Source organism: Pseudomonas sp. FP603 (genome assembly GCF_030687415.1).
In the GTDB taxonomy this organism is placed as follows: Bacteria; Pseudomonadota; Gammaproteobacteria; order Pseudomonadales; family Pseudomonadaceae; genus Aquipseudomonas; species Aquipseudomonas wuhanensis.
In genome coordinates, this window is record NZ_CP117431.1 from 366068 (window position 1) to 383504 (window position 17437).

The following is a 17437-nucleotide window of genomic DNA, read 5'->3' on the forward strand; positions in this document are numbered from 1 at the left end:
TTGAATTTAAGAGCTACGAACCAGGAGTCGGTCCATGAGCTATCAGCACCAGTATGTCGACGGTACGCGCATTCATTTCCCGTTGGGGAAAGTGGTGTGCATCGGCCGCAACTACGCCGAACACGCCAAGGAACTGGACAACCCGGTGCCTACCGAGCCACTGCTGTTCATCAAGCCGGGCAGTTGCGTGGTGCCGCTGGAAGGCGGTTTCAGCATTCCGACCGAGCGTGGCTCGGTGCATTACGAAGCGGAAATCGCCGTGCTGATCGGCAAGCCGTTGTCGACCAAGCCCAGCCGTGAAGAAGTGCTGGATGCCATCTCCGGCATCGCCCCGGCCCTGGACCTGACCCTGCGCGACAAACAGGCCGAGCTTAAAGCCAAGGGCTTGCCGTGGGAAATCGCCAAGTGCTTCGACGGTGCGGCAGTGATTGCGCCATTCGTGGCGGGCAGTACCTTCGCCGACCTGACCGACATTGGCATCCGCCTGACCATCAATGGCGAAGTCCGCCAGGATGGCAACAGCAAGGACATGCTCAATCCGATCGTGCCGATGATCCAGTACATGGCCGGCTGCTTCTCGCTGCAGGCCGGTGATGTGATCCTTACGGGTACGCCGGTGGGCGTTGGCCCGCTGAATGTCGGTGACGAACTGGTGCTCGAATTGCCGGGCGCCAGCCGCTTCACCAGCAGCGTCCGCTGATTTACACATAACCCTGTGGGAGCGGGCTTGCTCGCGAAGAGGGAGTGTCAGTCGACATCAATGTTGGCTGACACACCGCATTCGCGAGCAAGCCCGCTCCCACATTGGTTTGTAATCCTTCCCGCAAATTGCATCTGCCCACACAGGGCAATCCCGCCATTTCCCGTTTTTTTCACATTTTGTCCGGATAATTCCGAGGCTTCTGGCGTCTGACCCAGTCCCAATTGTGCTATTACCCATAGCCTGAATTTCTGGAACGCATCCCTGCATGACCACCCAACCGCTGCCCAAGCTGAAAACTGCCCGCCGCTCGCGCTTTGTCATGCGTTGGTATTCCTGGCTTTTGCTGGTGGCTGCTGCTGTGTATGGCCTCGTGTTTACGATGCATTGGGATGATCGCGGCGTGCTCTGGGTGATGGAGCGTTTCGAAAGCCCGGCCGAGCGAAAAGACAGTATCTGGCTGCCGGATTACCGGGCGGTGATCGACGCCAAGTTGCTGCCGGGCATGGAGAAGGATGAAGCGTCAGACGTATCTTATGACCCGCAGACCAAAACCCTGTTTGCGGTGATGGGCAAGAACCCGTTCCTGGTCGAGCTGACATTGCAGGGCGACGTGTTGCGCAAGATGCCGCTGGTGGGTTGGGGCAACCCGGAAGCGGTGGCGGTCATGGGCAACGGTTTGCTGGCGATTACCGATGAGCGCAAACACCTGCTTTCCATCGTCAAGGTCGACGCCGATACTCGCGAATTGAATATCGCCAGTTTCCCGAAATACGACCTGGGCCCGTCGAAAAACCAGAATAAGGCCTTCGAGGCGGTCGTCTGGGATGCGCGCAACCAGCAACTGTTGCTGGGTGAAGAGCGTCCACCGGCGCTGTTCAGCTGGAAAAGCGACGGTAGCCAAATCCTCAAGGGCGACAAGCAAAAGCTGTCCAGCGACGAACTGGATATTCGCAACCTGTCGGCCCTGGCCATCGATTCACGCACCGGTCATACCCTGGTGCTGTCCGCCGATTCTCACTTGTTGCTGGAATTGGATGAGAAAGGCGAGCAGGTCAGCTTCATGACTCTGCTGGGTGGTTTCAATGGTCTGAAAAAAACCATTCCCCGTGCCGAAGGCGTGACCATGGACGAAGCAGGCACGCTGTACATAGTGAGTGAGCCGAACCTGTTCTATCGCTTTGAAAAACAACGGTAGGAGCAGCCTTCGGCAGCTCCTGCGAGTTCGGTCATTGTGGTCGAAGGCCACTGGCCATTAAGCTTGAATTCATGCAGCCGTGGTATTTCATCCTCCCGTCTTGTTTCCGAGCTCGCCTGAATGCGCCGACTTGCCCGTCCCAAACCCTTGATGCTGATCTTGTCGGTAATTGCGCTGATTGTGCTGGTTGCCATCGGCCAATATCTGCGTCTGTTCGAGCGCACCTGGTTCAATGTGCAGGCGCTCTGGCAGCCGATGAAATGCTCAGTCCATTGGCCTGGATCAGTATCAGGTAGCGATCGAGGCGCGAGTCATTGACGGTCTGGACGATGATGTTTCGGCGCTGACCTTCGATCCCGTGCGAAAAAGCCTGTTCACCGTCACCAACAAAAATGCCGAACTGATCGAATTGTCCCTGGAGGGCAAAATCCTGCGGCGTGTGGCGCTGGTCGGGTTTGGCGACCCGGAGGCGGTGGAATTCATCAGCGCTGACACTTACGTGATCACTGACGAGCGTCAGCAGCGGCTGATCAAGATTCATCTGGAGAAAGATACGACGTTCCTCGATGCAGCGGACGCCGAACAGATGACCCTCGGTGTGCACATGAGTGGCAACAAGGGGTTTGAAGGGTTGGCCTATGACTCGGTGGGCAAGCGCTTGTTTGTCGCCAAGGAACGCGATCCGATGCTGATTTACGAAGTGCAGGGCTTTCCGCATTACAACCCGGAGAAGTCGTACGCGGTGCATGTGGTGAACAACCCCAAACGTGATGCCGGAATGTTCGTGCGAGACCTGTCGAGCCTGCAGTACGACGAACGCAGCGGCCATTTGCTGGCGCTGTCCGATGAGTCGCGACTGATTCTGGAGCTGGATGTCGATGGGCGACCGCTGACCACAATGTCACTGAGCAAGGGGCGTCAGGGATTGCAGAAAACTGTGCCGCAAGCAGAAGGCATCGCCATGGACGACGACGGCACCCTGTACCTCGTCAGCGAGCCGAATCTTTTCTACGTCTTCAAAAAACCACCGCAAAACTAACAAGCACCCCAAAAACACTGTGGGAGCGGGCTTGCCCGCGATAGCGGTCTGTCCTTCAACAATGATGTTGAATGGGACGGCCTCATCGCGGGCAAACCCGCTCCCACAGGTTTATCTGTGTGTCTGATTTATTGGGCGCGCAGGGTTTTCACGCCTTCACTCGTCCCCAGCAGCAGAAGATCAGCCGGGCGGGCTGCGAACAAACCGTTGGTGACCACGCCGACGATGGCATTGATCTGTGTTTCCAACTCCACCGGGTTGGTGATCTGCATGTTGAATACGTCGAGAATGATGTTGCCGTTGTCGGTCAGAACGCCTTCACGGTAAACCGGGTCACCGCCGAGCTTCACCAGTTCGCGGGCCACGTGGCTGCGGGCCATCGGGATCACTTCCACCGGCAGCGGGAAGGCACCGAGGACCGGCACCAGTTTGCTGGCGTCGGCGATGCAGATGAAAGTCTTGGCCACGGCCGCAACAATCTTCTCGCGGGTCAGGGCCGCGCCGCCGCCCTTGATCAGGTGCAGGTGCTCGTCACTTTCATCGGCGCCGTCGACGTAGAACTCAAGGTTGCTGACAGTATTGAGCTCATACACCGGAATGCCATGGCCCTTGAGGCGGGCGGCGGTGGCTTCGGAACTGGCGACCGCGCCATCGAACGCGCCTTTGTGCTTGGCCAGGGCATCGATGAAGCAGTTGGCGGTGGAGCCGGTGCCGACCCCGACGATGCTCTTGTCGTCGAGTTTCGGGAGGATGAAGTCGACGGCGGCCTGGGCTACGGCCTGTTTGAGTTGATCCTGGGTCATGCGGGCTCCGAAGTGCCGAAAGGGGACGAAAGGCCGGCATTATAGGCTTCGCGATGGGGAAGGTCATTGCCCGATTGGCGGGTCAAATGCGCACATCGCACGATTCCTGTACCTGTAGAGCGAGGTTTGCCCGCGAAAGCGATCTAACCGCCAACATTTATGTTGGATGTTAAGACCTCTTCGCGGGCAAGCCTCGCTCCTACAAATGTCATGATCCTCCCTGGTGAACCTAAAACCTCTTGATTCGTATGGTCGCCCGCCCAAAAGCCGGGTTAGACTCCTTGGCCCTGCCCAACCCGCTCAGTGATGCTTTCCGATGCTCGAACAGTACGTCAAAAAGATCCTCACCTCGCGCGTTTATGACGTTGCCGTAGAAACCCCATTGCAGACTGCCCGCCAGCTCTCCGAGCGGCTGGGTAATGAAATCTGGCTCAAGCGTGAAGACTTGCAGCCGGTGTTCTCGTTCAAGATTCGTGGCGCCTACAACAAGTTGACGCAATTGAGCGATGAAGAACGTGCTCGCGGCGTGGTCACCGCGTCGGCGGGCAATCATGCGCAAGGCCTGGCCCTGGCGGCCAAGGTATTGGGCGTGAAGGCGACCATCGTGATGCCCAAGACCACCCCCGAGATCAAGGTCGAAGGTGTGCGTTCGCGTGGCGGAAAAGTGGTGCTGCACGGGGATTCGTTCCCGGAAGCCCTGGCCTACTCGCTGAAACTGGTCGACGAAAAAGGCTACGTCTACATTCACCCTTACGATGACCCCCACACCATTGCCGGGCAGGGCACGGTGGCCATGGAGATTCTGCGCCAGCACCCGGGGCGTCTGGATGCGATTTTCGTTCCAGTGGGCGGCGGCGGCCTGATCGCCGGCATCGCGGCGTATGTGAAATACCTGCGCCCGGACATCAAAATCATCGGCGTCGAACCGGATGACTCCAACTGCCTGCAAGCCGCCATGGCGGCTGGCGAGCGCGTGGTGTTGCCGACCGTGGGGCTGTTTGCCGACGGCGTCGCGGTGGCGCAAATCGGTCAGCATACCTTCGATATCTGCAAAGACTACGTTGACGAGGTCATCACGGTCAGCACTGACGAGATCTGTGCGGCAATCAAGGATATCTACGACGATACCCGCTCGATCACTGAACCTGCCGGCGCCTTGGGCGTGGCCGGGATCAAGAAGTATGTCGAGCAACGCGGTGTTACGGGGCATACTTTCGTGGCCATCGATTCCGGTGCCAACGTCAACTTCGACCGCCTGCGTCATGTCGCCGAGCGTGCCGAACTGGGCGAGGGCCGCGAAGCCATCATCGCCGTGACCATTCCCGAGAAACCGGGCAGCTTCAAGGCGTTCTGCGAAGCCATCGGCAAGCGCCAGATCACCGAATTCAATTACCGCTACAACACCGGCAGCGAAGCGCACATCTTTGTCGGCGTGCAGACGCACCCGGAAAACGACCCGCGCAGTGCGCTGCTCGCCAGTCTCACCGAGCAGGGTTTCCCGGTACTCGACCTGACCGACAACGAACTGGCCAAGTTACACATCCGCCACATGGTCGGCGGGCGTGCTGTCCATGTGGTCGATGAAGTGGTGCTGCGCTTCGAGTTCCCGGAGCGTCCGGGTGCGTTGTTCAACTTCCTCAACAAGCTCGGCGGGCGCTGGAACATTTCGATGTTCCACTACCGCAACCACGGCGCGGCCGATGGCCGTGTGGTCGCGGGCCTGCAAGTGCCGCACGACGAGCGTCATCTGGTACCGGCCGCGCTGGAAGAAATCGGCTACCCATACTGGGACGAAAGCGACAATCCGGCTTATCAGCTGTTTCTCGGCTGAGCGGCTACGCTGACGAGCAAGTCATAAGGAAATCGAACAATGGAAACGTTAACCGCCCTCAAAATCGCTCATGGCGTGGCGACGGTGTTGCTGTTGATGAGCGCGCTGGGGCTGGCGATCTGGGTCTGGCGCACGCGCCGTAACGGCGACGCGACGGCTCACACCCGTACCTTGCAGCGACCGCTGGTGTTCATCTGGCTAGTGATGGGCCTGGCATTGCTGAGCATGCCGTTCACCGGCTGGTGGATGGTGCATCTGGTGGGCTGGCCGCTGGGGCAGACCTGGTTGCTGGCTTCCAGTGTGCTCTACACCGTGGCGGCGCTGGGCTGGTTCTGGCTGCTGGTGCGGCTCAATCGGCTGCGCAAGGCGCCCGCTGGGGGAAATGGGAAGTTTACGTTTGCGTTGGCGTTGTTCAGCTTTGTCTGCTTTATCGCCATTGCGGGGTTGATGGGGGCCAAGCCGGTTTAAGGCTTCAGGCCGAGTTGACCCAATCGCGGGCAAGCCCGCTCCCACAAGGTTTTGCTGTGTGACATAGATAGCATTTACAGCAGAGATCCCTGTGGGAGCGGGCTTGCCCGCGATGGCGATCTCAATCGCGCAACGAAATCACCGGCCAGCCCCGCTTCTCAGCCTCGGCCCGCAGATTAGGATCCGGATCAACAGCAATCGGATTCGCCACCTGCTCCAGCAACGCCAGGTCATTCATCGAGTCGCTGTAGAAATAGCTGTCTTGCAGATTGTGGCCAGTCTCCTCCAGCCAACGGTTCAACCGGGTCACCTTGCCTTCACGAAAGCACGGGACATCAGTGCTGCGCCCACTGTACCGGCCGCCGATCATTTCGCATTCGGTGGCGATCAGGGTCTCCACGCCTAAACGTGCTGCAATCGGCCCGGTCACAAAGCGGTTGGTGGCGGTGATGATCACCAGCTTGTCGCCGGCGTCACGGTGTTTGGCCAACAGTTCGAGGCCCTTGGGCAGCACGATCGGCTCGATGCAGTCGCGCATGTAGTCCAGGTGCCATTCATCCAGCGTGGCCATCTCGGTGCGGCCAAGCACTTCAAGGCAGAAGTTCAGGTACGCGTCGTTATCCAGCTTGCCGGCCAGGTAATCCTGATAGAACTCGTCGTTGCGTGCCTTGTAGGCGACGGCGTCGAGAAAACCGCGTTCGCACAGATAGTCGCCCCAGGCGTGGTCACTGTCACCGCCCAGAAGCGTGTTGTCCAAGTCGAATAAAGCCAGCCGCATTGCAGTTACTCGCTGAAAAAGTCTGTAGAAAGGTTTCAAGAATACGGACTTTTCACAAGAGTGCACATAAGGTAGGTCGGCTCGTTGCTGCTTTCACAACCTTTGTGGAACAATGCGGCGACATGCGTTTGCGAGGTTGTTGCCGTGATCGACCCCGATGGTTTCCGCCCCAATGTCGGGATCATTCTGACGAATGATGCCGGCCAGGTGCTATGGGCTCGCCGAATCAATCAAGATGCCTGGCAGTTTCCACAGGGAGGGATCAACCCCCAGGAGACGCCAGAAGACGCCTTGTACCGCGAGTTGAACGAAGAAGTGGGCCTGGAGCGCGAAGATGTTGAAATTCTCGCCTGCACCCGGGGCTGGTTGCGTTATCGTTTGCCGCAACGTTTGGTCAGGACGCACAGCCAACCGCTGTGCATCGGCCAGAAGCAGAAATGGTTTCTCCTGCGCCTGATCTCCAACGAGCAGCGGGTGCGGATGGATTTGACCGGTAAACCGGAATTCGATGGCTGGCGCTGGGTCAGTTATTGGTATCCGTTGGGCCAGGTGGTGACATTCAAGCGCGAGGTTTATCGCCGCGCTCTCAAAGAGCTTGCCCCGCGCCTTTTAGCGCGCGACTGACGACGGAGTTCGACCCCGAGCCATGCTCAATACGCTGCGCAAGATCGTCCAGGAAGTTAACTCCGCCAAGGATCTCAAGGCGGCGTTGGGGATTATTGTGTTGCGCGTCAAAGAGGCCATGGGCAGCCAGGTCTGCTCGGTCTACCTGCTTGACCCAGAGACCAACCGCTTCGTGCTGATGGCCACCGAGGGCTTGAACAAGCGCTCGATCGGCAAGGTCAGCATGGCACCCAACGAAGGTCTGGTCGGCCTGGTCGGCACGCGTGAAGAACCCCTGAACCTCGAAAACGCCGCGGATCACCCGCGCTACCGTTACTTCGCCGAGACCGGTGAAGAACGCTACGCTTCGTTCCTCGGGGCGCCGATCATTCACCACCGTCGCGTTGTCGGCGTGTTGGTCATTCAGCAAAAAGAACGCCGCCAGTTCGATGAAGGTGAAGAAGCCTTCCTCGTGACCATGAGCGCGCAACTTGCCGGCGTTATCGCCCACGCCGAGGCCACCGGTTCGATCCGTGGGCTGGGCCGTCAGGGCAAAGGTATCCAGGAAGCAAAGTTCGTCGGTGTACCGGGTTCGCCGGGCGCGGCGGTCGGAACCGCGGTCGTCATGCTGCCGCCGGCCGATCTGGACGTGGTGCCGGACAAGACCATCACCGACATCAACGCGGAACTTGGCCTGTTCAAGACCGCCATCGAAGGCGTACGCGCCGACATGCGTGCCTTGTCCGCCAAGCTGGCGACCCAGCTGCGGCCTGAAGAGCGGGCGCTGTTCGACGTTTACCTGATGATGCTCGACGATGCCTCGCTCGGCAGCGAAATCACCACGGTGATCAAGACCGGTCAGTGGGCGCAGGGCGCATTGCGTCAGGTGGTCACTGAACACGTCAACCGTTTCGAATTGATGGACGACGCCTACCTGCGTGAGCGCGCCTCGGACGTCAAAGACCTCGGTCGGCGCTTGCTGGCTTATCTGCAGGAAGAGCGGCAGCAGACGCTGGTCTACCCCGACAACACCATTCTGGTCAGCGAAGAACTGACGCCGGCAATGCTCGGCGAGGTGCCGGAAGGCAAGCTGGTGGGTCTGGTATCGGTACTCGGTTCCGGCAACTCCCACGTGGCGATCCTGGCGCGTGCCATGGGTATCCCGACGGTGATGGGCCTGGTCGACTTGCCGTACTCCAAGGTCGACGGCATCCAGATGATCGTCGACGGCTACCACGGTGAGGTCTATACCAACCCGAGTGACGTGCTGCGCAAGCAGTTCGCCGATGTGGTCGAGGAAGAGAAGCAACTGGCCCTGGGGCTGGACGCATTGCGGGACCTGCCGTGCGTAACGGTCGATGGTCATCGCATGCCGCTGTGGGTCAACACCGGCTTGCTGGCGGACGTGGCGCGGGCGCAGAAGCGCGGTGCCGAAGGCGTGGGTCTGTACCGCACCGAAGTGCCGTTCATGATCAACCAGCGCTTCCCGAGTGAAAAAGAGCAGCTGGCGATCTATCGCGAGCAACTCGCCGCGTTCCACCCGCAGCCAGTGACCATGCGCAGTCTGGACATCGGCGGCGACAAGTCGCTGTCGTACTTCCCGATCAAGGAAGACAACCCGTTTCTCGGCTGGCGCGGTATTCGCGTCACGCTCGACCACCCGGAAATTTTCCTGGTGCAGACCCGCGCCATGCTCAAGGCCAGCGAAGGCTTGAACAACCTGCGGATTCTGCTGCCGATGATCTCCGGCACCCACGAGCTGGAAGAAGCCCTGCACCTGATTCACCGAGCCTGGGGCGAAGTCCGCGACGAAGGCTGCGACGTGCCGATGCCGCCGATTGGCGTGATGATCGAGATTCCGGCGGCGGTGTATCAGACCAAGGAGCTTGCCCGACAAGTGGACTTCCTGTCGGTCGGCTCCAACGACCTGACCCAGTACCTGCTGGCCGTGGACCGCAACAACCCGCGGGTGGCCGATCTCTACGACTACCTGCACCCGGCGGTGTTGCAGGCGTTGCAGAGCGTGGTGCGCGATGCCCATGCAGAAGGCAAGCCCGTGAGTATCTGCGGTGAAATGGCCGGTGACCCGGCGGCGGCGGTGTTGTTGATGGCGATGGGTTTCGACAGCTTGTCGATGAACGCCACCAACTTGCCGAAAGTGAAGTGGATGCTGCGTCAGATCAACCTGAGCAAGGCCAAGGAATTGCTGGCGGAACTGATGACCATCGACAACCCGCAAGTTATCCACAGCTCGCTGCAACTGGCGCTGAAGAACCTTGGGTTGGCGCGGATGATTAATCCGGCTTCGGTCAAGACCCTTTAAACATTCAATGGCCCCATCGCGGGCAAGCCCGCTCCCACAGGGATCTCTGGTGTGAATGCTGTCTATGCCACACAGCAGAACCTTGTGGGAGCGGGCTTGCCCGCGATGACGTCAGGCCAGGCGCCGCCTAAACCAAAATCTCTACTTCCCCAAGATGCCCTCCATACGGCCCGAAACTCCTTTCGACCATATGCCGCACCCCGTCCGCCTGAACAATCAACGCCGTGCTCGCCCGTGTCCCATAAGCCTGGCTCTTGATAAACACACTCGACAACAACGTCTCGGTAGCCTGTCCCACACCCGTGTCCGGCAACTCGGCAAGCGGCGCCGTCTGCGGGTCGCTCAGCAAGGCCAATAACGCCTGCGGCTGCGGATCGCCCAACACCTCGCTCAATGCTGCCTTGGCCTTGAGCACTTTTGGCCACGGTGTATCCAGCCCCGCGTTCGATAACCCATAAATGCCCGGTTGGAGCATGACCGCCTCGGTCTCCCGGGCATTGAAGTGCCAAAGCTCGTGGGTATTGCCGACCAACAGATTAAATCCGGCATATTGAGGCGAACGTCCGACAATGTCCTTTAAATATTCGTCAATCGACATGTTCCCGCTGAGAAACTGCGCCACCAGTTCACCTCGCGACTTGGGCGCTGGCGGTTGAAGGGGATCACGGATGTTGGTCAGCGCGGCGAAACGCCCGTTGGCGCCGACACCGAGCCACGTACCGCCAGCTTCAAGGTCGCGACCGGCATACACGTGCGGGGCTTGCGGCCATTGCGTCAGGGGCAGGCTGGGTCGGGCATAGAATTCGTCGCGGTTGGCCGCCACGATCAGCGGCTGGGCATGACCCGGCCGCCAGGCAAAAACAATCAGGCACATAAGGTGGTCCTTGTGTGTTTTTTGCTCACTCTACGCAGACATCGCTCATCGATCCATCGCCATCCGCAGTGGAGCCCGAGGCCATGCATCCGTTACCATGCCGCTCCTGTTTTGGGATGACTGGGGATGCGGACATGGAATTTCTGCTTTATCTGGCGCTGGGCGCCTGTGCCGGCGTGCTGGCCGGGCTGTTCGGGGTGGGTGGCGGGATCATTATCGTCCCGGTGCTGGTGTTCAGTTTCACCTTGCAGGGGTTCGATGCATCGATTTTGACGCATCTGGCCGTCGGCACCTCCCTGGCGACGATCATCTTTACGTCGATCAATTCGGTTCGCGAGCACCATAGCCGTGGCGCTGTGCGTTGGCCGATTTTTGCCTGGATGACCCTTGGCATTCTGCTCGGTGCCGGTTTCGGCGCGCTGACTGCCGAAGCGATTTCCGGGCCGAATTTGCAGAAGATCATTGGTGTATTTGCGCTGATCATTGCCGTTCAACTCGCTTTGGACTTCAAGCCCAAGGCCAGCCGAACGGTACCGGGAAAAGTCGGTCTGACCGTGGCTGGTAGTGTCATTGGCTGGGCCTCGGCGATTTTCGGGATTGGCGGCGGTTCGTTGACCGTGCCGTTCCTGACCTGGCGCAGCGTACCGATGCAGCAGGCGGTGGCCACTTCGTCGGCCTGTGGCCTGCCAATCGCCTTGGCCAGTGCATTAAGTTTCATGATTTTGGGGTGGCACGATCCACTGCTGCCGGCCCATAGTCTCGGTTTTGTTTATTTGCCGGCGCTGCTGGGGATTGCCCTGACCAGCATGGTTTTCGCCCGCCTCGGTGCGCGACTGGCCCACACGCTGTCGCCGCGCTTGCTGAAAAGATTGTTTGCCGCTTTGCTGTTTTGCGTCGGCTTGAGCTTCTTGCTCTGACGCGTAGCGCAATCCTGGCTTAATCCTGGCGTGACAGCGTCGCCCGGGAATTTGAAGGTTTCAACTCTAACGAGGAGTCGCAATGCTGCCTTACCCGCAGATCGACCCGGTGGCCCTGGCCATCGGTCCGCTGAAAATCCACTGGTACGGCCTGATGTACCTGATCGGCATCGGCGGTGCGTGGTGGCTGGCGTCACGCCGGCTGAATCGCTTCGACCCGACCTGGACCAAGGAGAAACTCTCCGACATGGTGTTCTGGATGTCGATGGGTGTCATCGTCGGCGGCCGCTTGGGTTATGTGCTGTTTTACGATCTGAACGCCTATCTGGCCAACCCGACTCTGATCTTCGAAGTGTGGAAGGGCGGCATGTCGTTCCACGGCGGGTTTATCGGTGTGATGCTGGCGGCGCTGTGGTTCGGTAAAAAGAACGACAAGTCGTTCTTCCAGCTGATGGACTTCGTCGCGCCGATGGTGCCGATTGGCCTGGGTGCCGGGCGCATTGGCAACTTCATCAACGCCGAGTTGTGGGGCAAGGCGACCGACGTGCCGTGGGCGATGGTTTTCCCGACCGATCCGGCGCAACTGGCGCGTCATCCTTCGCAGCTGTACCAGTTCGCGCTGGAAGGCCTGGCGCTGTTCGCGATCCTCTGGCTGTTCTCGCGCAAGCCGCGGCCGACCATGGCGGTGTCCGGGATGTTCGCGCTGTTCTATGGCATCTTCCGCTTCATCGTCGAATTCGTTCGCGTGCCGGATGCGCAACTGGGTTATCTGGCCTGGAACTGGCTGACCATGGGCCAAGTGTTGTGCGTACCGATGATTGTCGGCGGGCTGTTCCTGATCTGGCTGGCTTATCGACGCGCCCCGGCGGCCCCCGCGGCGGCTGTATAAAGCGCAGGCGCTATAAATTCGAACCCCGGGGTTTTGGCCCCGGGTTCAAGGACACAGGTAATTCATGAAGCAATATCTCGAATTGGTCGCCCACGTCATCAAGAACGGCACCAAACAGGCCAACCGCACCGGCGTGAACACCATCAGCTTTCCGGGCGCGATGCTGCGCTTCGATCTGCAGGAAGGTTTTCCGGCAATCACCACCCGCAAGATGGCCTTCAAATCGGCCATCGGCGAGATGTGCGGTTTTCTGCGCGGGGTGAACAACGCCGCCGAATTCCGTGCGCTGGGCTGCAAGGTCTGGGACCAGAACGCCAACGAAAACGCCCAGTGGCTGGCCAACCCGTTCCGTCAGGGCGAAGACGACCTCGGCGAGATCTACGGCGTGCAATGGCGCAAATGGCCGGCGTACAAGCAGATCCCGGTCAGCAATCAGGCCGCCATCGAGCAGACCCTGAGCCAGGGTTATCGTCAGATTGCCGAAGGCGAAGAAGACGGCGAGGCTTATGTGGTGCTGTACAAGGCGATCGACCAGATCCGCCAGTGCGTCGACACCATCATCAAGGATCCAGGCAGCCGTCGCATCCTGTTCCACGGCTGGAACGTCGCCCAGCTCGACGAAATGGCCCTGCCGCCGTGCCACTTGCTGTACCAGTTCCACCCGAATGTCGAGACCAAAGAGATCTCTTTGACCCTCTACATCCGCTCCAACGACCTGGGCCTGGGCACGCCGTTCAACCTCACCGAAGGCGCCGCGCTGCTCAGCCTGATCGGTCGCCTGACCGGTTACACACCGCGCTGGTTCACCTATTTCATCGGCGATGCCCACGTCTACGAGAACCACCTGGACATGCTCAACGAACAGCTCAAGCGCGAGCCGTTCCCGATGCCGAAACTGGTGATTAGCGACCGGGTGCCGGAGTTTGCCAAGACCGGTGTTTATCAGCCGGAGTGGCTGGAGTTGATCGAACCGAGTGACTTCTCGCTGGAAGGCTATGAGCACCACGCGCCGATGACCGCGCCGATGGCGGTCTAAAGCTCGCCACTAAACCTGTGGGAGCGGGCTTGCCCGCGATGACGGCGTCACATCCAACATTGATGTGACTGACAAACCGCTATCGCGGGCAAGCCCGCTCCCACAAGGTTTTGTGGTGTTGCTAATGCCCATGACTTCTCCCGACATGGGAATGCTCAACCTCCGTCGCCACAACCCCGCCACTCACTTCCAACCGCTGCAAAATCCCGCATTGATCGATATCCGGCCCTTCGCTGCAGCGTTGGCGCAGGTCGAGCAGTTGTGTCTGCAAGGCCAGCAAACCATCGATACGCGCCTTCACATGGTGGATGTGTTCGTCGATCAGCGCGTTGACGTTTTCGCATTGATCCTGCGGGCTGTCGCGCAGGGCCAGCAGGCTGCGGATTTCCTCGAGGGTCATGTCCAGCGTGCGGCAGTTGCGGATGAAGGTCAGGCGCTCGGCGTGGGCCTGGGTGTAGACGCGGTAATTGCCGTCGCTGCGGGCCGGCTCCGGCAGCAGGTTTTCGCGCTCGTAGTAACGGATGGTTTCCACGGCGCAGTCGGTGAGTTTCGCCAGCTCTCCTATTTTCATCGCGACAATCTCCAAAAGGGTGCTTGACCCTATAGTGGCTACAGGGTCTTTACTTGGCAACAGGCACCTTCATGGACGCGACCAATGAGCGATTCTCTTCACACCCACAAACCCGAGGCCGGGCACGATCACAGCCACAAGCTGCAGCCTGTGCAGAAGCACAGCCATGACGGCCACGGGGATTCCTGCTGTTCCTCCAAAGCAGCAGCGCCGTCGCTGATCAAGTTGAGCGAGACGCCGACCGCCGGTGCGCGGCTGAGCAGCTTTCGCATCGAGGCAATGGACTGCCCGACCGAGCAGACGCTGATCCAGAACAAACTCGGGAAGCTTTCGGGTGTGCAGCAACTGGAATTCAACCTGATCAATCGGGTGCTGGGCGTGACCCATGACCTGCCAAGCACCATGCCGATCATCGACGCAATCAAGTCCCTCGGCATGCACGCCGAGCCGATGGAGCAGGGCGTTGAAGCGCCAGCGTCGAGCCCTGTACCTGCGAAAAAGCCCTGGTGGCCGCTGGCGCTGTCCGGCGTCGGCGCGCTGGCCGCCGAGTTTATCCACTTCACCGATGCGGCACCAAACTGGGTGGTGGCAGTTATCGCGCTGATCTCGATCCTCAGCGGTGGCCTCAGCACTTACAAAAAGGGCTGGATCGCCCTGAAAAACCTCAACCTGAACATCAACGCGCTGATGAGCATCGCAGTGACCGGCGCGATCCTGATCGGCCAATGGCCGGAAGCGGCGATGGTGATGTTTCTGTTCACCGTGGCCGAGTTGATCGAAGCCAGGTCTCTGGACCGGGCGCGCAACGCCATCGGCGGGCTGATGCAGATGGCCCCCGAGCAGGCCACGGTGCAGCAGGCCGACGGCAGCTGGGTCGCCCAACCGGTTAAAAACATCGAACTGGGTGCGCGGGTGCGGGTGCGTCCCGGCGAGCGGATCGGTCTGGACGGCGAAGTGCTGTCCGGCAACTCGACCATCGATCAGGCGCCGATCACCGGTGAAAGCCTGCCGGTGGAGAAAACCATCGGCGACAAAGTGTTCGCCGGCACCATCAACCAGTCTGGTTCGTTGGAATACACGGTAACCGCGGCGGCGAACAATTCGACCCTGGCGCGGATTATCCACGCTGTGGAACAGGCTCAGGGGGCACGCGCTCCGACCCAGCGTTTCGTCGACGCCTTCTCGAAAATCTACACCCCGGCGGTGTTCATCCTGGCCCTGGCCGTGGCAGTGATCCCGCCGCTGTTCATGGATGCGCTGTGGTTCGACTGGATCTACCGGGCGCTGGTGCTGCTGGTAGTCGCCTGCCCGTGCGCGTTGGTGATTTCCACCCCGGTGACCATTGTCAGCGGCCTCGCGGCAGCGGCGCGCAAAGGGATCTTGATCAAGGGCGGCGTCTATCTGGAGCACGGCCACAAACTCGATTACCTGGCCCTCGACAAGACCGGCACCCTCACTCACGGCAAACCGGTGCAGACCGATTATTTGTCCCTCGACCCAACCGCTGATGGAATAGCTCCGGCCATTGCGGCGGCACTGGCTGGTCGCTCGGATCATCCGGTGTCGCTGGCTATCGCCAATGCGGCAGTTGTGGATAACCAACGCGCACCACTGACTGTGGATAACTTCGAAGCCCTGGCCGGTCGCGGTGTGCGCGGCGAGATTAACGGTGAGCTCTACCACTTGGGCAACCACCGCTTGGTGGAAGATTTGGGCCTGTGTTCTCCAGCGCTGGAAGAGAAACTGTTTGCTCTGGAAAAACAGGGCAAGTCGGTGGTGCTGTTGCTCGACAAGTCGGGTCCCTTGGCGCTGTTTGCCGTCGCGGACACCGTGAAAGCGTCCAGCCGCGAAGCGATCCGGCAGTTACATGAGCTGGGCATCAAAACCCTGATGCTGACCGGCGACAACGTTCACACTGCCCAAGTCATCGCCGCCCACGTGGGCATCGATCAGGCACAGGGCGATCTGTTGCCAACCGAGAAGCTGCAAGCCATCGAAGCGCTGTATGCCCAAGGCCATCGGGTCGGGATGGTCGGCGACGGCATTAATGACGCCCCGGCACTGGCGCGGGCCGAGATCGGTTTTGCCATGGCGGCCGCCGGGACCGACACCGCCATCGAAACCGCCGATGTCGCCCTGATGGACGACGATCTGCGCAAGATCCCGGCCTTCATCAGCCTGTCGCGGCAGACCTCCAATATCCTCAAACAGAACATCGCCCTGGCATTGGTCATCAAAGCGATCTTTCTTGGGGTAACCTTCGCCGGGATCGCCACCATGTGGATGGCGGTGTTCGCCGACATGGGCGTGAGCCTGTTGGTGGTGTTCAATGGTTTGCGCCTGTTGCGTAAATAAGCGATGAGGAAAGGGTGTGCTGAGTGCCGAGCTGAAGGCGTTTTACATGGTTGCCCGGTTGGGCAGCATTACCCTGGCGGCGAAAAAGCTCGGCCTGAGCCAGCCGACGGTGACGACCCAGATTCGGCATCTGGAAAGCCAGTACTCGGTTGAACTGTTCTATCGTGGCGGTCGCCGCCTCAGCGTCAGCGACGAAGGCGCGCGGTTGCTGCCGATGGTCAAGGCGCTGTTGCAGCAGGAAGCCGACATCGAGTTTTTCCTGCGCAACAGTGGTCAGGTCCAGGGCACGTTGCGCATCGCTGCCACGGCGCCGTATTACATTCTCGATCTGGTGAAGACCTTTCGCGAACGTTTGCCGCAGGTGGAGGTGTCGGTGGAAATTGGCAATTCTCAACAGGTGCTCGAAGCGCTGGAGGATTATCGGGTCGATGTCGCCGCATCTTCACAGTTACTGGACGATGCGCGGCTGATTCGCCGGGTGCTCGGCAGCGATCCGCTGGTGCTGGCGGTGCACCGCCATCATCCGCTGGCGGTGCATGATCATGTACCGCTCAGTGCATTGGCGGGGCACACCTTGTTGATGCGTGAATCAGGCTCGACCACCCGGCGTTTGACCGAAGAATTGCTGGCCAGCGCGGGGGTGAGTTTTGGACCGTTGCTGGAGATTGGTAGCCGTGAGTCGATTCGAGAGGCGGTATTGCGCAACATTGGTATCAGCATCATTGCTCGGCAGGAAGTGCCTCACGATCCGCAATTGCGGGTGCTGACCATCGAGAATGCGCCGCAGATTCCTGAATATCTGTACTGCCTCAAGGAGCGAAAAGGTGCGCGGCTGCCGGCGGCGTTTCTGGGGTTAGCGCAGGAAATGGCTCCGGCCTGAAATCTCCATTGCCTGTACTGGCCTCATCGCGGGCAAGCCCGCTCCCACAGTGTTTCCGTGGTGTGAACATAATCTGAGTAGCACAACCTGTCCTTGTGGGAGCGGGCTTGCCCGCGATGGCGTCAGTTCAGTCACAGCATGACTTCAACCCAAATCCCCGAATACCACTATC

General features: G+C 59.9%; 15 protein-coding genes and 1 pseudogene. 12 read left to right on the forward strand and 4 right to left on the reverse strand.

Annotation, left to right across the window (positions count from 1 at the left end; translation table 11 throughout):
- Positions 1-34: 34 nt before the first annotated feature.
- From PSH65_RS01695 to PSH65_RS01710, 3 genes and pseudogenes are all read left to right on the forward strand, one after another.
- Entirely contained in the window at positions 35-700 is a 666-nt protein-coding gene (locus PSH65_RS01695) for a fumarylacetoacetate hydrolase family protein (protein ID WP_305424649.1), read from the forward strand.
- Between the two features lie 268 nt (positions 701-968).
- Complete coding sequence (locus PSH65_RS01705; RefSeq protein ID WP_305424650.1) at positions 969-1898, forward strand: SdiA-regulated domain-containing protein; 930 nt, start codon at positions 969-971, stop codon at positions 1896-1898.
- A gap of 120 nt (positions 1899-2018) precedes the next feature.
- A pseudogene (locus PSH65_RS01710) lies at positions 2019-2937 on the forward strand (SdiA-regulated domain-containing protein).
- Between the two features lie 128 nt (positions 2938-3065).
- Here the strand turns inward: PSH65_RS01710 and rpiA are convergent.
- Positions 3066-3740, reverse strand: coding sequence for a ribose-5-phosphate isomerase RpiA (gene rpiA / locus PSH65_RS01715; RefSeq protein WP_305424651.1), 675 nt, complete (start codon positions 3738-3740; stop codon positions 3066-3068).
- Between the two features lie 316 nt (positions 3741-4056).
- Here rpiA and ilvA point away from each other — a divergent pair, with 316 nt between their 5' ends.
- Both ilvA and PSH65_RS01725 read left to right on the forward strand, forming a co-directional pair.
- Positions 4057-5571: a threonine ammonia-lyase, biosynthetic gene (ilvA, locus tag PSH65_RS01720; RefSeq protein WP_305424652.1), complete on the forward strand. Its 1515-nt coding sequence runs from the start codon at positions 4057-4059 to the stop codon at positions 5569-5571.
- Positions 5572-5610: 39 nt separating this feature from the next.
- Positions 5611-6039: a DUF2269 domain-containing protein gene (locus PSH65_RS01725; RefSeq protein WP_305424653.1), complete on the forward strand. Its 429-nt coding sequence runs from the start codon at positions 5611-5613 to the stop codon at positions 6037-6039.
- Positions 6040-6160: 121 nt separating this feature from the next.
- Here the strand turns inward: PSH65_RS01725 and PSH65_RS01730 are convergent, their stop codons facing one another.
- Entirely contained in the window at positions 6161-6817 is a 657-nt protein-coding gene (locus PSH65_RS01730) for an HAD family phosphatase (protein WP_305424654.1), read from the reverse strand.
- A gap of 144 nt (positions 6818-6961) precedes the next feature.
- On the opposite strand from PSH65_RS01730, the gene PSH65_RS01735 reads away from it, so the two are divergent.
- A complete protein-coding gene (locus PSH65_RS01735; protein WP_007897732.1) occupies positions 6962-7441 on the forward strand; it encodes an RNA pyrophosphohydrolase in 480 nt (159 codons plus the stop codon).
- Between the two features lie 22 nt (positions 7442-7463).
- Positions 7464-9743, forward strand: coding sequence for a phosphoenolpyruvate--protein phosphotransferase (gene ptsP / locus PSH65_RS01740; RefSeq protein ID WP_305424655.1), 2280 nt, complete (start codon positions 7464-7466; stop codon positions 9741-9743).
- A 127-nt stretch (positions 9744-9870) separates the two neighbouring features.
- Here the strand turns inward: ptsP and PSH65_RS01745 are convergent, their stop codons facing one another.
- Positions 9871-10617: an NRDE family protein gene (locus PSH65_RS01745; protein WP_305424656.1), complete on the reverse strand. Its 747-nt coding sequence runs from the start codon at positions 10615-10617 to the stop codon at positions 9871-9873.
- Positions 10618-10751: 134 nt separating this feature from the next.
- Here PSH65_RS01745 and PSH65_RS01750 point away from each other — a divergent pair, with 134 nt between their 5' ends.
- From PSH65_RS01750 to PSH65_RS01760, 3 genes are all read left to right on the forward strand, one after another.
- Entirely contained in the window at positions 10752-11534 is a 783-nt protein-coding gene (locus tag PSH65_RS01750; RefSeq protein ID WP_305424657.1) for a sulfite exporter TauE/SafE family protein, read from the forward strand.
- 82 nt (positions 11535-11616) lie between these two features.
- Positions 11617-12423, forward strand: coding sequence for a prolipoprotein diacylglyceryl transferase (gene lgt / locus PSH65_RS01755; RefSeq protein ID WP_305424658.1), 807 nt, complete (start codon positions 11617-11619; stop codon positions 12421-12423).
- Between the two features lie 64 nt (positions 12424-12487).
- Positions 12488-13459: a thymidylate synthase gene (locus PSH65_RS01760; RefSeq protein WP_305424659.1), complete on the forward strand. Its 972-nt coding sequence runs from the start codon at positions 12488-12490 to the stop codon at positions 13457-13459.
- Positions 13460-13580: 121 nt separating this feature from the next.
- On the opposite strand, the gene cadR is transcribed toward PSH65_RS01760, so the two are convergent.
- Positions 13581-14030, reverse strand: a complete 450-nt coding sequence (cadR, locus tag PSH65_RS01765; RefSeq protein WP_007897786.1) for a Cd(II)/Pb(II)-responsive transcriptional regulator — start codon at positions 14028-14030, stop codon at positions 13581-13583.
- An 84-nt stretch (positions 14031-14114) separates the two neighbouring features.
- On the opposite strand from cadR, the gene PSH65_RS01770 reads away from it, so the two are divergent.
- Positions 14115-16385, forward strand: a complete 2271-nt coding sequence (locus tag PSH65_RS01770; RefSeq protein WP_305424660.1) for a heavy metal translocating P-type ATPase — start codon at positions 14115-14117, stop codon at positions 16383-16385.
- Between the two features lie 16 nt (positions 16386-16401).
- A complete protein-coding gene (locus PSH65_RS01775; RefSeq protein WP_305424661.1) occupies positions 16402-17265 on the forward strand; it encodes a LysR family transcriptional regulator in 864 nt (287 codons plus the stop codon).
- The last annotated feature ends 172 nt before the right edge of the window (positions 17266-17437 follow it).

Coding starts and splice junctions, on each gene's coding strand:
- ilvA (WP_305424652.1), top strand. CDS start 4,057: ATGCTCGAACAGTACGTCAAAAAGATCCTCACCTCGCGCGTTTATGAC.
- PSH65_RS01770 (WP_305424660.1), top strand. CDS start 14,115: ATGAGCGATTCTCTTCACACCCACAAACCCGAGGCCGGGCACGATCAC.
- cadR (WP_007897786.1), bottom strand. CDS start 14,030: ATGAAAATAGGAGAGCTGGCGAAACTCACCGACTGCGCCGTGGAAACC.
- PSH65_RS01695 (WP_305424649.1), top strand. CDS start 35: ATGAGCTATCAGCACCAGTATGTCGACGGTACGCGCATTCATTTCCCG.
- PSH65_RS01745 (WP_305424656.1), bottom strand. CDS start 10,617: ATGTGCCTGATTGTTTTTGCCTGGCGGCCGGGTCATGCCCAGCCGCTG.
- PSH65_RS01750 (WP_305424657.1), top strand. CDS start 10,752: ATGGAATTTCTGCTTTATCTGGCGCTGGGCGCCTGTGCCGGCGTGCTG.
- PSH65_RS01760 (WP_305424659.1), top strand. CDS start 12,488: ATGAAGCAATATCTCGAATTGGTCGCCCACGTCATCAAGAACGGCACC.
- PSH65_RS01730 (WP_305424654.1), bottom strand. CDS start 6,817: ATGCGGCTGGCTTTATTCGACTTGGACAACACGCTTCTGGGCGGTGAC.
- ptsP (WP_305424655.1), top strand. CDS start 7,464: ATGCTCAATACGCTGCGCAAGATCGTCCAGGAAGTTAACTCCGCCAAG.
- PSH65_RS01725 (WP_305424653.1), top strand. CDS start 5,611: ATGGAAACGTTAACCGCCCTCAAAATCGCTCATGGCGTGGCGACGGTG.
- rpiA (WP_305424651.1), bottom strand. CDS start 3,740: ATGACCCAGGATCAACTCAAACAGGCCGTAGCCCAGGCCGCCGTCGAC.
- lgt (WP_305424658.1), top strand. CDS start 11,617: ATGCTGCCTTACCCGCAGATCGACCCGGTGGCCCTGGCCATCGGTCCG.
- PSH65_RS01705 (WP_305424650.1), top strand. CDS start 969: ATGACCACCCAACCGCTGCCCAAGCTGAAAACTGCCCGCCGCTCGCGC.